Origin of the sequence: uncultured Pelagibacterium sp. (assembly GCF_963972885.1) — a bacterium.
Lineage (GTDB): Bacteria > Pseudomonadota > Alphaproteobacteria > Rhizobiales > Devosiaceae > Pelagibacterium > Pelagibacterium nitratireducens.
This window is the reverse complement of record NZ_CAXAXY010000031.1, coordinates 1-14,167: the sequence shown is the minus strand read 5'-3', so window position 1 is coordinate 14,167 and position 14,167 is coordinate 1. Positions and strand designations below refer to the sequence as shown.

Genomic DNA, 14,167 nt, shown 5'->3' with positions numbered 1-14,167 from the left:
AAAAGCAGAAATACTCCAGATGAAAGGGAGGCTCCCGGCCTCCCTTTTCAGTTCCGCCCGTCGTGAACCAGTTTGGCGATGAAATCGATCTTTCCAACGATCGGATCGGACAGAACGAAGGGGTAGGCGTCAGGCAGCCCCATTGAGCGATTGAGTTCGTTGAGCATGACGCTGACCCCCACCCAGGCTTCGGTCAGAGCCTGAGTGTCGCTCGTGCGGTAGGGATCGAAATCGATGTCGGCCGAAAGCTCGCCGGACCGGTCACGCATCGGTTCGGTCGATACGCCAAGGCTTCGCGCCGTCTCGAGCGTATCGGCGATGTGGAGGTAATGTGCCCAGGTTTCGGCGAAGTCCTCCCAGGGGTGGGAGCTGGCGTATGTGGACACGAAGCGCTGCGGCCAGTCGGGTGGTGCGCCATTGGCGTAGTGAATTTTGAGCGCTTCATTGTAATTTGCAGCATCATTGCCGAACACCGCGCGGCAGCGCTCAAGCCAATCGGTGCCGCTGACCAGAAGATCCCAGTAGTAATGGGCCGTCTCGTGCCGGAAATGACCGAGCAGCGTGCGGTATGGCTCTCCCATTTCGGTACGGCGTTTTTCGCGCTCGGCGTCGTCGGCTTCGGCGAGCGCTATGGTGATCACGCCCTTGTTGTGGCCGGTCATTATCGTTTCGCCGCCGGTATCGGCAAGAAAATTGAAGGCGAGGCCGCGATGGCTGTCCTCGTCCTTGGTTATCAGGGGCAGGTTGAGGCGGATGAGACTATAGAACAGACGCTTTTTGGCGCGCTCAAGTGTCTGCCAATCGGAGAGATTGCGGACATCGGAGATGTCGGGAACCGTCTCGTTGTGACGGCAGGCCCTGCAAAAGCCGCCAGTGGGGGCAATCCAGTTGCAGGCGCCATGATCGGCATTGGCGCAATAGGGGGCGGACTGGGAAATGGCGACCATCTGATTGGTCGCGGGGTCGTAGCCGATCGCCGTGCCGCACTGGCCACAGGCGCTGTTGTCGAAATAGACGGTCTGACGGCAATTGGGGCAGGTAAAAAGGCGCATTGCTGCCTCCGATGGCGTTCGCTGCTGCAACGCCCCCGACGGCGCTCGGTTCCTTGTTTAGCGCATTCTAGATGCTGCCCACGGTGCGCAGCCTGATGCGCGGGTGGACTTCGTTCTGGCTCATGACGACCGTCTGGGGGCGGAAGCGTTCGATGATGGCACGTACATGCGGGCGGATGTGGGGCGATGTGATCAGGACCGGGATTTCGCCCATCTGGGCGGCGTTTTCGAACCCGTTCTGGATGCCGGCGATAAATTGCTGGAGCTTTGACGGTGCCATGGCGAGGTGACGTTCCTCGCCTTCGCCCATCATCGCTTCGGCAAAATCGCGCTCCCAGTTGGGCGAGAGGGTGAGCAGCGGCAAATTGCCATCCATGCCCAGATTGGCCGCGCAGATCTGGCGGGCAAGACGGGCGCGGACATGCTCGATGATCTGGGCAGTGCTGCGGGCCGAGCCGGCGATTTCGGCCACGCCTTCGAGAATGGTGGGCAGATCGCGGATCGAGACGCGTTCGGCAAGAAGACCCTGGAGCACGCGTTGGATGCCCGAAACGGAAATCAGCGAGGGAACGATGTCTTCGACCAGCTTTTGCTGATCCTTGTCGAGACCGGAGAGCAGCGACTGGACATTGGCATAGCTCAACAGATCGGCGGTGTTGGCCTTGAGTACTTCGGTGAGGTGGGTCGAGATCACGGTCGAGGGATCGACGATGGTCAGGCCCTGCACCTCGGCCTCGTCGCGCAGCGCGGCGTCGATCCAGGCAGCGGGCAGGCCGAAGGTCGGCTCGACCGTGTGCTGGCCGGGCAGGGTGATCTTGTTGCCATAGGGGTCCATGACCATCAGCTGGGAGGCATGGACTTCGCCATGGCCTGCTTCGACCTCCTTGATCTTGATCTTGTAGATGTTGGGCTCGAGCTGCATGTTGTCGAGAATGCGCACGGCGGGCATCACGAACCCGAGTTCGGTGGCAAGCTGACGGCGCAGGGCCTTAATCTGCTCGGTGAGCCGGTCGGTCCCTGAATCGTCTTCCTTGACGAGGCTGAGCAGGCCATAGCCGAGTTCGAGCTTGAGTTCGTCGATCTTGAGACTGTCGGTGATCGGTGCCTCGGTTGGAGCCGCGGCGGTCTGGCGGGCCTGTTCGACCACCTGTTCCTGATCGGCGACCGCTTTTTTGGCCTTGAGTTTTTTGGCCGATGTCCAGGCGAGGTAGCCGACGGCACTGCCAAGGGTCACGAACGGGATCAGTGGCATGCCGGGAACCAGCGCCATGGCGAACATGACGGCCGCGCTCATGCCCAGCGCAACGGGGTAGGAGGTGAACTGGGTAGAGAGGGCCTGGTTGGCCGAACCGGAAATGCCGGCCTTGGAGACCAGAATGCCGGCGGCGGTGGAAACGATCAGCGCCGGGATCTGGCTGACTAGACCGTCGCCGATGGTCAGGAGCGAATAGTTCGAGCTGGCTTCCTGGATGGTCAGCCCCATCTGCATCATGCCGATGATGATGCCGGCGATAACGTTGATGAAGGTGATGAGCAGGCCGGCGATAGCGTCGCCGCGTACAAATTTGGACGCGCCGTCCATGGCGCCGAAGAACGAGCTTTCGTCTTCGAGGGTCTTGCGGCGGTTCTTTGCGTCCACCTCATCGATCAGCCCTGCGGACAAATCGGCGTCGATCGCCATCTGTTTGCCGGGCATGGCGTCGAGGTTGAAACGGGCGGCGACTTCGGCGATGCGGCCCGAGCCCTTGGTGATGACGATGAAATTGACGATCAGCAAGATTGCAAAAACGATCACCCCGATGATGAAATTGCCGCGGGTGACGAAATTGCCGAAGGCTTCGATGACGTTGCCGGCCGCCGCGGTTCCTTCATGCCCGTCGGCAAGAATGAGGCGGGTCGAGGCGAGGTTGAGCGCCAGCCGGAACATGGCCGAGACCAGAAGCACCGTGGGGAAGGCCGAAAATTCGAGCGGCGTCTGAATGAACAGCGCGGTCATCAGGATCATGACCGAAAAGACCATCGAGAATGCCAGAAGAATGTCCAGCAACATGGCCGGCATCGGCAGGATGAGGACGGCCAGGATAATCACAACGCCAACCGCCAGCCCGGCATTGGACTGGCGGATGATCTCGACGATCTCGTTGATGCGGCCCAAAGGGCCAGGGGCAGATGGGGCGGTCGTTTCGGTCATCGTCTGGCGCGTGCTTCCCGATAGGTTGGGCAGGTGGGGAGCCGCGGCAGCCCCCACGCCGCGGCCCGGCCCATGATGGGGCGGGGCAGCCGGCGGGAGGGGCGCCGCGATTGTCATGCGGCGCTATAGCGCTTGTTTGGCGCTAAACCGAAGTCACTGCCGGGAGCGGGGATATCCACCCCCTCATCGGCATATTGGTTGAGCTTGTTGCGCAGCGTCCGGATCGAGATGCCCAGTATGTTGGCGGCGTGGGTCCGGTTGCCCAGGCAATGGCCGAGCGTATCGATAATCAGGTCACGTTCCACATCGGCCACGGTGCGGCCCACCATCGAGCGGGCCACGGCGTCCGCAGCGGCGGCCGCCTGGCTGGCAAGCGAATGGCTGGCCACAGCATCGGAGAGCCCCGTGCCGTCGGGCATGCGGATGGCATCAGGTTCGATAACATCGCCCGACGAGAGCAGCACGGCGCGGTGAAGGGTGTTTTCGAGTTCGCGGACATTGCCCTGCCACGGCGCGCGCAGCAATTCCTCTCGCGCCGCCTGGGACAGGATGCGCTGGGAAAGGCCGTTGGCCGCCGAATAGCGGGCGACGAAATGGTCGGACAGGGCGACGATGTCACCGGGGCGATCGCGCAGCGGCGGGAGCTTGAGATTGACGACGTTCAGCCGGAACAGCAGATCTTCACGGAAGCGGCCTTCCTTGACCTCGGTTGCAAGCTCGCGGTTGGAGGTGGCAAGGATACGGATATTGACAGGAACCGGCTTGGTGCCGCCGACGCGATCGATAACCCGTTCCTGAATGGCGCGCAGGAGCTTGGCCTGCAGGCGAAAATCCATTTCCGAGATTTCGTCGAGGAGAAGGGTGCCGCCATTGGCTTCCTCGAATTTGCCGACCCGGCGGGCAACGGCGCCGGTAAAGGCGCCCTTTTCATGGCCGAACAGCTCGGATTCGAGCAGATGCTCGGGGATCGCCGCGCAGTTGATGGAGATGAATGGCCGGTTGGCCCGCTTGGAGCGGGCGTGGAGATATTTGGCCATGATCTCCTTGCCGGTGCCGCTCTCGCCGGTGATGAGAACCGAGGCGTCCGAGCCTGCGATCTGGTCGGCGAGCTTGACGACCTTGGCCATGGCGGGGTCGCGATAGAGAAAGTCCGAGCTTTCCCGCGCGACGGCAGCGATGACCGCGGCGATCAGTTCGGCGTCCGGGGGCAGAGGAATGTATTCCTTTGCCCCGGCGCGGATGGCGTTGACGGCGGCGGCGGCATTGGTTTCGGTGCCGCAGGCGACAACCGGTATGGCGATGCGCTCGGCGTCGAGAGCGGCGATCAGCGCTGGGATATCGACCATGACGTCGACCAGCAGCAGATCGGCACCCTTGCCTGACCGCAGGGAAGCCAGGGCGATCTCTATGGTGGCGGCGTGGGCGACCTTGGCGCCACCATCCATGGCCATCTTGGAGGCCTGGCTGAGCTGTCCTTCGAGGGCGCCGATAATCAGTAAGCGCATGGGTGTGGTCTCCTTGCCGGCGGACTAAGGGTTTAGCCGGCCTTGATAATTTCGGTCATGGTGACGCCAAGGCGTCCTTCAACAAGCACGATCTCGCCGCGGGCGACGAGGCGGTCGTTGACATAGATATCAATGGCTTCGCCAACCTGCCGGTCGAGTTCGACCACCGTGCCGATGTCCATCTTCAAAAGCTTTGCCACCGGCATTCTGGTTCTGCCCAGAACCACCGAAAGGCGCACGGGGACGTCAAAGACGGCCTCGAGGTCGGCAGCGCTCTTTTCGTCGTTGCTGGCGTCGTCCTGGTCGACCTCGGCCAGCATTTCCTCAAACGAGATGCCGTCGGGTGCGGTCTGGATATCGTCGTCGCCATCGGCCATGGATCAGTCTCCCTGCTCGGCGCCGCGGGCCGCCAGATAGGCGGAGATGCGGGTGTTGATTTCACTGGATATGGCGTTGATGTCGCGCACCAGCCCGCCATCGGCCCATTCGAGCCTGCCGTCGCCCATGCGGATTTCGGGATCGCCAAGAACGATGAGGCGGCCGGCAAATCCCGAAACCTTCATGCGCTCTTCAGCGATGGCCTTCATGGCGTCGCAAAGGTCGGGATGGCAGCGGATGACGAGGTGCGGCGCCGCTTCGAGCGAGGCCATGCATTCGGATAGCAGCGCTGCCAGCTCGGTCTGTGGTTCGCGGGCAATCAGGTGGGCGGCGAGCTTGCGCCCGACCGATGCGGCGAGCCCGACAGATTGACCCAGATGAAGCTTTTCGTAGTCTTCGATGGTCTGGACCATCTGGGCGACCTGGTTGGCCAGCTTTTCGGCGGATTTGGCAAGTGCGGTCGCCGATTGCGCTTCAACGCTCGATTGTCCGGCGGCGAGGCCCTGCCGGTAGCCCTCTTCGCGCGCTGCGGCGACCATCTGCTCGAACTCGGATTCGGGCATGGTCTTGCTGGCGGGCGGCTTGTGCGCCAGGTCCAGATCGAAGGTGAATTTGTGGGCGACACTCACAGGATCATCTCCTCATCAGCCTTGCCCTTGTTGATGACGATCTCGCCGCGGGCCGCCAGGTCCTTGGCGGTGTTGACGAGGCGGGACTGTGCTTCGTCGACGTCCTTGAGGCGGACGGCGCCCATGGTTTCCATGTCGTCGCGCATCATGCCCGCGGCGCGGGTGGACATGTTGGCAAAGAAGAACTCTCGGGCCGCGTCGGATGCGCCCTTGAGGGCCAAGGCCATTTCCTTTTTGTCGAAATTCTGCAGCAGGGTCTGGATGGCGGCGGATTCGAGGCGGGTGAGGTCATCGAAGGTGAACATGAGGGCCTTGATGCGCTCGGCGCTGTCGCGGCTCTGGTCCTCGAGTGCCGTCATGAAGCGCGCCTCGGTCTGGCGATCGAAAGCATTGAAGATGTCGGCCATCTGCTCGTGGCTGTCGCGCCGCTGTGTGTGGGACAGCGTCGACATGAATTCGGTGCGCAGGGTCGATTCGATCTTTTCGAGGATTTCCTTTTGCACCGGGTCGATCGAGAGCATGCGCTGGACAACGTCGAGCGCGAGTTCTTCGGGCAACACCGCGAGCACGCGCGAGGCGTGATCAGGGGAGATCTTGGTGAGGACCACGGCGATGGTCTGGGGGTATTCGTTCTTGAGATAGCTCGCGAGGATATCTTCCTGAACGTTGGAAAGTTTTTCCCAGATGTTGCGCCCGGCGGGCCCGCGGATTTCCTCCATGATCTGTTCGACGCGGTCCTGGGGCAGAAAGGACAGCAACAGGCGTTCGGTGGTGTCGGAATTGCCGGCCATGGTGCCGGTCGAAGAGACGCCCATGATGAATTCGGCCAGCAGTTCGTCGAGCATCTGCTGGGTTATGGGGCCAAGACGCACCATGGCGCGCGAAAGTGTCCTGATCTCGACTTCATCGAGTTCTTCAAGGATGGGGCGACCGAAATCGGGGCCGAGCGCCAAAAGGAGCGCCGCAGCCTTTTCGTCGCCGCGCATCTGGCGCTGGGTGGCGTCGTCACCGACCTGGAGCCCTTTGGCGGCGCCGCCGTTCGGTTGTGCGTTGGGTTCAGTTAGAGCCATGGTGGTCCTATGCAGCCTCGCTCAGCCAGTCACGGATAATCAGTGAAGCCTGTTTGGGGCTTTCTTCGACCAGTTCGCCGACCATCTTGAGGGCCTTGACCTGGGATTCGCCGAGCGATTTTGCGGTTTCCATCCATGCTTCGGTCGCGGCCTCGCGGGAGCGGGCTTCGGCCAAGGGGTCTTCCTGGGGTTCCTTGTATTCGGCAGGGACGCTCGCGGCTTCGGGCAGGGCAAGCGGCTTGGGTTCGGGGGCCAGGACCTTTTTGACCAGCGGGCGCATGACGAACAGTACGAGAGCCAGCGCAATGAGCAGGGTCACTGCCATCTCGGCAAATTTCATCAGATCGTCGCGGCTGAATTCGAACAGACCCGGCTCGGCGGTGCCCGCTTCGATGCCGGGGCGCTCCGCAAACTGCATGTTGACGACCTCGATCTGGTCGCCGCGATCGGCGTCATAGCCCATGGCGGTGCGCACCAGCGCGGTGATCTGATCGAGTTCGGCCTGCGGGCGCGGTTCATAGATCGCATTGCCTGCCGCGTCGTAGGTATAGACGCCATCGACCACAACGGCGACCGACATGCGTTTGATCGATCCGGCCTCGGTGACTTCGGTTTCGGTGGTCGAGGAGATTTCGTAATTGAGTGTTTCCTCGAGCGAGGACGAGGAGCTTTGCGTGCCGCCTTCGCCGCCCTGCTCGGATGCACCGGGCAATTCGTTGGCAACGGTCACCTGACCCGCACCACCAGGACCGTTCGACTGGTCGCCGGTTTCGACCATCTGGGTGGAGCGGACCACCTGTCCGTCCGGGTCGAAGGTTTCGGAGGTGCGGGTGGAACGGTTGAGGTCGAGTTCGGCCGAGACCTGGACCCGGGCCCGGCCGAGACCGACGACCGATGCCAGCAATTCTTCGAGCCGCGTACGCATGCGGGTTTCAACGCCAAGGGTCCGCTCTTCCACCGCCTGCGCGGTGATCGAAACTTCACCTTCGCCGGTTCCCGACGCCAGAAGTGAGCCCGAACTGTCAACGATTGAGACCGCGTTGGGTGACAGGCCTTCGATGGCGGACGCTACCAGATGCTGGACCGCGCGAATTTCGCCGGCCGAGAGCTGGCCGCGGACGGTCAGAACGATCGAGGCGGAGGCCTCCTGGATGTCGCGGCGAAACAGTTCACGTTCGGGCAGCACAAGGTGAACCCGGGCGCTCTGGACGCGGCTGAGCCCGCCGATGGTGCGGGCCAGTTCGCCCTCAAGGGCGCGAATGTGATTGATGTTCTGGACGAAGCTTGTGGCGCCGAGTGTCGACTGGTTGTCAAAGATTTCGTAGCCGACCTGACCGCGGGCCGGCAGGCCGTCCTGGGCCAGCGACATGCGGATCGTGGTGATCTGGTCGCGCGGGACGAGGAGGGTCGCGCCTTCATTGCGGATTTCGTAGGGAATGCCCATGCCGCCCAGTTCGGCGATGATGGCGGCGGAATCGTCAAATTCGAGGTTGGTGTAGAGGGGGGCGAGTTGAGGGGTGGTCGAGCGAACCATGATGAAGGCGAAAAAACCCAGTATCATGACCGCTACGACGGCCATCGCGGCGATGCGCGCCACGCCGAGCTTGCCCAGCAGTTCCCCCAATTGATTCACGCAGCACCCTTAAGCCTAGTCGTTCGCTTTGTTGGCGCATCCTGCGCGGTTGCACCTTGGAATACGGCGTAAAACAAATCACCGAGCCCACTGGGCAAAATATGCCTAGCCTATGGTAAACAAGGTGTTAACCAACTCTCCCACAATGCAAAAACGGCAATTTTTGCCGGTCCGGGGTGTGGGAAAAGTCGGGGGAATGCACAAAACCCGCCACGGAGACCGTAGCGGGTTTTGATTTTGAAGGCGCGAAAACGTGTGCTGAACGCCGGCGTTCAGCCTTCCCGATAGTGCTGAATCCAGGTGGTTCGCAGCCCGGCAAGACCATGCTTGTCGATGGCGGCTTGCCAATTGAGGAATTCATCGACGCTCAGGGTATAGCGCTCACAAGCCTCTTCGAGACTCAAAAGCCCACCACGAACGGCGGCGACGACCTCAGCCTTGCGGCGGATGACCCAACGCTTCGTATTCGGAGGCGGCAGGTCGGCAATGGTCAGCGGACTGCCATCGGGACCTATCACGTATTTCACGCGCGGACGCATTTGGACGGTCATTTTACTCTCTACTCAACCTGACCATAACCAGCGCTTACACTAGCGCGGGTGGCTTAAAAATTGGCTAAGCGGAAACTTACAACCGGTTAAGATGGCATGCAGAATGCGAGGGCAAAACGCACGCGCTCACGACGTGTGTGCAGCAAATTCAATGGGATAGGCGTGAGAGGGACTTCAGGCCGCTTCCTGCTCGGTCTCGGGCGTTTCCGGATCGGGCGTCGGCTCGGCGTTCGTCGAGCGAACGGCGGAGATCGAAGAGAGCGGAATGCGCAGATCGCCGATCAGGATATAGGGTTCGGAGCCGCTGACGTCGACGCCTTCGACAACACCCTGCATCTCGGTGGTCACGGGAACATATTTTCCATCGCCATCGCGGGCGTCGATGGTGATCGTGAACTGGCCCGAGTTGAGCTTGGTGCCGCTCGAGGTGGTGCCGTCCCAAACGATCTGGTCTGTGCCCGCCTCGAGCGACAGATTTTCGGTATAGACGACGTTGCCGGCAGCGTCCTTGATGGTGATGTTGGTGTTTTCGGCTGCCGCATCGACGCGGTAAACCCAGTTTGCCACACCATCGACAAGGTCGGTGGTCGCCCCCGAGGCGGTGACGGTCTTGCCGACATAGCTTACCGCCTGGGCGTTGTTTGAATTCTGCGAAGACTGCATCATCGCTTCGAGAAATTCATTGGTCTTGAGCTGCTGTTCGACCGAGGTGAACTGCACCAGCTGCTGGGTGAACTGGTTGGTATCGAGCGGCTCGAGCGGGTTCTGGTTCTTGAGCTGGGTGGTCAGAAGCTGCAGGAAGGTGTCGAAATTGTCGGCAATGGTCTTGCGGCTGTTGCCGAGATCAGAGCCCGATGTTGTTGATGTGCCTGAGACGGAATCGACCATAGCTTTAGGTCCTTATACCCAGAGGTTTACGGCATCGAGCCGTGCATAGCCATATGCGGAGCCGGCCGGGTCGGACAGCGCCGCCGGGCCTTGAGATGATTGAGATGCAGGATCGATGACACTCATGCGCCAGGGAGTGCGCTCGGTATCGTTTCCGTCATTGCCGCCACTTTGCTGGCCGAGCGAAAATTCCAGCTCGGTCTTGCTTGCATCGAGCCCGGCGTCGGCCAGGGCGCGTTCAAGAGCGCGCTGGTCGCGCTGGAGCAGGTCGAGGGTTTCGCTGCGCTCGACGGCGAGACGGGCGACAACATTGCCGGAATTGTCCATTTCCATGCGCACGTCGATGCGGCCCAACTCTGGCGGGTTGAGCCGGATTTCAAAGCGGTTGACGCCGTTCTGAACGTGACGGGAAATCTCGGCGGCAATGTGGGGCAGATTGATCTGCGCTTCGGGGCGCTGATAGAGCGCCGCTTCGGGGCGCGCCAGTGCCGTTGGACCCGATGTCGATGGCTGGGATTGGCCGGGCTGGATGGTGAGCCCATCGGGGGTTTCGACGTTTTCCTGCGGCGCGGTGGCAGCCGGACCGCCGGCTGCACCATTTTGCTGCGCGCTCGATCTGGCTTCGTTGCCCGATGGCGACTGAGACGTTTGCCCACCCTGAACGAGCGAGCGTTCGGGACCGGCGGAAGCATCGCTTTTTGCGGCGCCGGCCGCCGGCTTGTCGGAGGCTTCCGGTTCGCCGGTTTCGCCGGACTGGGCGGCAATGGTGGCGGCGGGGTTCAGGCGGGTTTCGCTTTCGACATGTCTGACCGCGACAGTGGCCTGAGCCTGCTCGTCGGCCATGGCGCTCTGGATGGCGGCCACGTGGCTGTCGAGGGTTTTGGCAAGTGCCGTCAGCCGCGCGGCGACTTCGGGCGCGTCCTCACGCAATGTGTCGGCGATGCGCGCCGAGAGCGCGGCAAGGGTATCGAGCGGGCCGAAACCGTCTCCGGCGTCCAGACCCAATTGAGCTGCGAGATCGGAGAGCGCCGTCAGGCCGGGAGAGCCGAGCGGGGGTAAGGGGGCGCCCTGATCGAGAAGGCCCTCTATTCCGGCCAGCAGGTTTTGAAGCTCGTCAAGATCGGTTTCGTCGATCGGTTCACCGTCCTTGAGCTTGCCGGATAGCGCGGCCAGCTTTTCAAGCAGCGTCGACAACTCGGTTCCCATTTGGGTGGCCAGTTCAGTCCCGGCCAGCGGGTCGATGGTCGGGCCGGGCCGAGCCGGGCCGGTGCCGATCTGGTTGCCGGTGCCCGTGTTGGCCGATGGCCCCAGGGCGATGAGGCTGGAGAAATCGATTGCGCCACCGGCTTGGCTCGCGGCCCCCGGTTTGGCGGGGACGGCGGCGGGAGCGGGCCTTGTTCCGATGCTGATCGCGTTGGTCACTTGGTTCGAACTCGTGTGCGCACAATGGGTCGATCAACGCGTTGCAAGAGGGATGCCAGTTGGGAGGTATCGCAGTTTCCCTTTTAAATCAGTTGTTTGGATGATGGTATGTGATGCGTTTTGGGGTTCGGGCGGCAGGTTTGTCCGGGCAAGCGGCAAAAAATGCCGGCCTAAGTTGCGGTCGGCGCTACAAGGGCGTAAAAGCTGCCCATTGTGCCGGATGGGAGTGCCATCCGGTTTGTCCGCTGGCCCTTGACCCCAACCGGATGTGAGAAAAATGGTGAACTCCCTTGGTTTCGACCGGTCCCCCGGCGAAACGCGCGTCGTCGTCGCAATGTCGGGCGGCGTTGATTCTTCAGTCGTTGCCGGACTTCTGGCCCGTGAGGGCTATGAGGTGATCGGTGTTACCCTGCAGCTTTACGATCATGGCGAAGCCACGTTCCGCAAGGGATCGTGTTGCGCCGGGCAGGACATCCACGATGCCCGTCGCGTATCGGCGACCCTTGGCATTCCCCACTATGTGCTCGATTACGAGGAACGGTTCAAAAAGGCGGTGATCGAGCCGTTCGCTGAAAGCTACGCGCTGGGCGAGACGCCAATTCCGTGCGTTTCGTGCAACCAGTCCGTCAAATTCGTGGACCTGATGGAAGTGGCCCGCGATCTGGGGGCTGATTGTCTTGCGACCGGCCATTATGTCCGCTCGCGGATGGTCGATGGCAAGCGCCAGCTTCTGCGTCCCCTCGATGGCGACAAGGACCAGACCTATTTCCTGTTTGCCACAACGGCCGGTCAGCTCGATTTCCTGCGCTTTCCCCTGGGCAACATGACCAAGGACGAAACGCGGGAACTGGCGCGCGATATGGGATTGGTGGTTGCCGAAAAGAGCGACAGCCAGGACATCTGTTTCGTGCCCAGGGGCTCTTATTCCGATGTGATCAGGAAACTGATGCCCGAAGCGGAAAAGCCCGGCGATATTGTCGATGCGCATGGCCGGGTGCTCGGGCGCCACAAGGGAATAATCCATTACACTGTCGGGCAGCGTCGCGGACTGGGCATTGCCTCGGGTGAGCCGCTTTACGTGCTGCGGCTCGATGCGAAGACGCAGCAGGTGGTGGTGGGACCCAAGGCGGCACTTTCGGCCCATACGGTCCGGCTACGGGACCTTAACTGGCTCGGGCCGCGTCCCCTGGCCGAAATGGCCGATGGGAACGGGTTGGCGCTCGAAGCCAAAGTGCGCTCGACACGGGCGCCCCAGGAAGCGGTGATCAACATTCGCGACGGCGAGGTCTATGTGACACTGATCGCCGGGGAAACAGGCATTGCGCCGGGCCAGGCCTGCGTTCTCTACTCCGACGATAGCGCCGATGCACAGGTTCTGGGCGGTGGGTTCATTGCCGAAACGGTGCCGGCGGCGCTCGTCGCCTGAGCGGCGCCCGACGCGCTATTGTGCGTCCTGAACCTCGTCGGGTGTTTGCGCAGTGGGTTCAGAGCCGGGCTCTATTGTCGAGAGGTCTTCGACGGCGCTGGCTCCTGCCACGCTGCCTTCGCCCCATTCATTGATTGTCGCGACGATCGTTGCGCCAATGGTAACGGCGGCCAGAGCGCCGAAAATCAGAAGGATGATGCGATTGCCCCAATTGGGCTTTTCGGTCTCGGCCATGGCGTTCTCCTTGCTGGAGCCGTTCACGTTCTGATGGAATCAAAGCGAGGGCTCTAAACCTTTGTTTTATTGCGTGTCCGAACCTGTAAAGTGGCATCCACTTTGTCTGGACACGCTCCAAGAGCGAGTAGCTGTCTCTGACATAAAGGGCCGGGAGAAAAATTTCCAAGGATATTGCCGCGCCAATCGTCACAGTGGGCGGCAGGCCTTGGCATCTAAAAGGAAAGGCCCGGAAGTGTCCCGGGCCTTTCTGATTAATCGATCGGTTTGAGGCCCGCCTCTATCTGGGCACGCTTGGGTTCGAGGAACGGGGGCAGGGCAAGGTGTTCGCCGAGCGTTTCCATCGGTTCATCGACATCGAAGCCGGGGCCGTCGGTGGCGATTTCGAAAAGGATCCCGTTGGGCTCGCGGAAATAGAGCGAGGTGAAATAGTATCGCTCGACCTCGCCGGAGGTGCGCAGGCCAGCCTGGGCGGCGCGGGCCACCCATTGGTCGAACTGCTTTTTGTCCGGCGTGCGGAAAGCGACGTGGTGCACGCCACCTGCGCCAGGCCGGGCGAAAGGCAGGTCGGGTTCGACGGCAACATGCAACTCGGCCGAAGCACCGCCATCGCCCATGGTAAAGACATGAATTTCGCCCTGATCGTCGGTCGCGGGATGGGTGCGGATTTTGCGCATGTTCATGACGACCGTCAGTACGGCCTCGGAGCGCTTGAGATCGGGCACGCTCATGGTGATCGGCCCAAGCCCCTTGATCTGGCGCTCTTTGGGAACGGGGCTCTTGTCCCAGGGCTGGGCGCCGCCGGCCCTTGTGTCGTTGACGAGCCGCAGGCGTTGGCCCTCCGGATCTTCGAAATCGAGCGCCATGTGGCCGGCCCGTTCGGCAATATCGGAGGTCTTGACGCCATTGGCTTCAAGATGGGTCTTCCACCAGGCAAGCGATGTCTCGCCCTCGACCCGAAATGCCGTGCGCACGACGGAATGGGTGCCGCGCTGTTCGGGCGCGGTGGGCCAATCAAAGAAAGTGATATCGGAGCCGGGCGAAGCTTTGCCGTCGCCATAAAACAGGTGATAGGCGCTGGTGTCGTCCTGATTGACCGTGCGCTTGACCAGCCGCAGGCCCAGAACCTGGGTGGCATTAGCTATTGTCAGCAAAATAGAGGAAATTGCTGAAACTGGTGATCCTGTT

The 14,167-nt window shown here is 61.7% G+C and carries 12 protein-coding genes and 1 pseudogene; 1 reads left to right on the top strand and 12 read right to left on the bottom strand.

Annotated features, from left to right (window positions below):
• Positions 1–47: 47 nt before the first annotated feature.
• From AACZ55_RS07350 to AACZ55_RS07305, 10 genes are all read right to left on the bottom strand, one after another.
• The gene (locus tag AACZ55_RS07350) at positions 48–1,052 is read right to left on the bottom strand and encodes a putative zinc-binding metallopeptidase (RefSeq protein ID WP_339644699.1); all 1,005 of its coding nucleotides are present in this window, start codon (positions 1,050–1,052) and stop codon (positions 48–50) included.
• A gap of 67 nt (positions 1,053–1,119) precedes the next feature.
• On the bottom strand, positions 1,120–3,243 hold the full coding sequence (gene flhA, locus AACZ55_RS07345; protein ID WP_338609502.1) for a flagellar biosynthesis protein FlhA: 2,124 nt from the start codon (positions 3,241–3,243) through the stop codon (positions 1,120–1,122).
• A gap of 113 nt (positions 3,244–3,356) precedes the next feature.
• A complete protein-coding gene (locus AACZ55_RS07340; protein ID WP_338609504.1) occupies positions 3,357–4,748 on the bottom strand; it encodes a sigma-54 dependent transcriptional regulator in 1,392 nt (463 codons plus the stop codon).
• 32 nt (positions 4,749–4,780) lie between these two features.
• A complete protein-coding gene (fliN, locus tag AACZ55_RS07335; RefSeq protein WP_338610636.1) occupies positions 4,781–5,068 on the bottom strand; it encodes a flagellar motor switch protein FliN in 288 nt (95 codons plus the stop codon).
• Positions 5,069–5,128: 60 nt separating this feature from the next.
• Positions 5,129–5,755 carry a FliH/SctL family protein gene (locus AACZ55_RS07330; RefSeq protein WP_339644696.1) on the bottom strand — a complete coding sequence of 209 codons (627 nt, stop codon included), beginning with the start codon at positions 5,753–5,755 and terminating at the stop codon, positions 5,129–5,131.
• On the bottom strand, positions 5,752–6,825 hold the full coding sequence (gene fliG, locus AACZ55_RS07325; RefSeq protein WP_339644694.1) for a flagellar motor switch protein FliG: 1,074 nt from the start codon (positions 6,823–6,825) through the stop codon (positions 5,752–5,754). Before fliG ends, AACZ55_RS07330 begins: the two co-directional genes overlap by 4 nt.
• A gap of 7 nt (positions 6,826–6,832) precedes the next feature.
• Positions 6,833–8,458: a flagellar basal-body MS-ring/collar protein FliF gene (gene fliF, locus AACZ55_RS07320; protein WP_339644692.1), complete on the bottom strand. Its 1,626-nt coding sequence runs from the start codon at positions 8,456–8,458 to the stop codon at positions 6,833–6,835.
• Positions 8,459–8,730: 272 nt separating this feature from the next.
• Positions 8,731–9,009 (bottom strand): DUF1153 domain-containing protein, encoded by a 279-nt coding sequence (locus AACZ55_RS07315; RefSeq protein WP_014131558.1) that lies wholly within the window; start codon positions 9,007–9,009, stop codon positions 8,731–8,733.
• Between the two features lie 174 nt (positions 9,010–9,183).
• On the bottom strand, positions 9,184–9,897 hold the full coding sequence (locus tag AACZ55_RS07310; protein WP_339644689.1) for a flagellar hook assembly protein FlgD: 714 nt from the start codon (positions 9,895–9,897) through the stop codon (positions 9,184–9,186).
• Between the two features lie 12 nt (positions 9,898–9,909).
• Entirely contained in the window at positions 9,910–11,319 is a 1,410-nt protein-coding gene (locus AACZ55_RS07305; RefSeq protein ID WP_339644686.1) for a flagellar hook-length control protein FliK, read from the bottom strand.
• 277 nt (positions 11,320–11,596) lie between these two features.
• Here AACZ55_RS07305 and mnmA point away from each other — a divergent pair.
• Positions 11,597–12,712, top strand: a pseudogene (gene mnmA / locus AACZ55_RS07300) (tRNA 2-thiouridine(34) synthase MnmA); the annotation flags it as partial.
• 48 nt (positions 12,713–12,760) lie between these two features.
• Here mnmA and AACZ55_RS07295 read toward each other — a convergent pair.
• The gene (locus AACZ55_RS07295; protein WP_338609514.1) at positions 12,761–12,979 is read right to left on the bottom strand and encodes a hypothetical protein; all 219 of its coding nucleotides are present in this window, start codon (positions 12,977–12,979) and stop codon (positions 12,761–12,763) included.
• A 254-nt stretch (positions 12,980–13,233) separates the two neighbouring features.
• Positions 13,234–14,145 (bottom strand): ring-cleaving dioxygenase, encoded by a 912-nt coding sequence (locus tag AACZ55_RS07290; RefSeq protein WP_339644733.1) that lies wholly within the window; start codon positions 14,143–14,145, stop codon positions 13,234–13,236.
• Positions 14,146–14,167: the final 22 nt, after the last annotated feature.

Excerpts from the sequence above, each read along its gene's own strand:
- AACZ55_RS07350 (WP_339644699.1), bottom strand. The coding sequence starts at position 1,052 with ATGCGCCTTTTTACCTGCCCCAATTGCCGTCAGACCGTCTATTTCGAC.
- AACZ55_RS07310 (WP_339644689.1), bottom strand. The coding sequence starts at position 9,897 with ATGGTCGATTCCGTCTCAGGCACATCAACAACATCGGGCTCTGATCTC.
- fliG (WP_339644694.1), bottom strand. The coding sequence starts at position 6,825 with ATGGCTCTAACTGAACCCAACGCACAACCGAACGGCGGCGCCGCCAAA.
- fliN (WP_338610636.1), bottom strand. The coding sequence starts at position 5,068 with ATGCTGGCCGAGGTCGACCAGGACGACGCCAGCAACGACGAAAAGAGC.
- AACZ55_RS07315 (WP_014131558.1), bottom strand. The coding sequence starts at position 9,009 with ATGACCGTCCAAATGCGTCCGCGCGTGAAATACGTGATAGGTCCCGAT.
- AACZ55_RS07340 (WP_338609504.1), bottom strand. The coding sequence starts at position 4,748 with ATGCGCTTACTGATTATCGGCGCCCTCGAAGGACAGCTCAGCCAGGCC.
- flhA (WP_338609502.1), bottom strand. The coding sequence starts at position 3,243 with ATGACCGAAACGACCGCCCCATCTGCCCCTGGCCCTTTGGGCCGCATC.
- AACZ55_RS07295 (WP_338609514.1), bottom strand. The coding sequence starts at position 12,979 with ATGGCCGAGACCGAAAAGCCCAATTGGGGCAATCGCATCATCCTTCTG.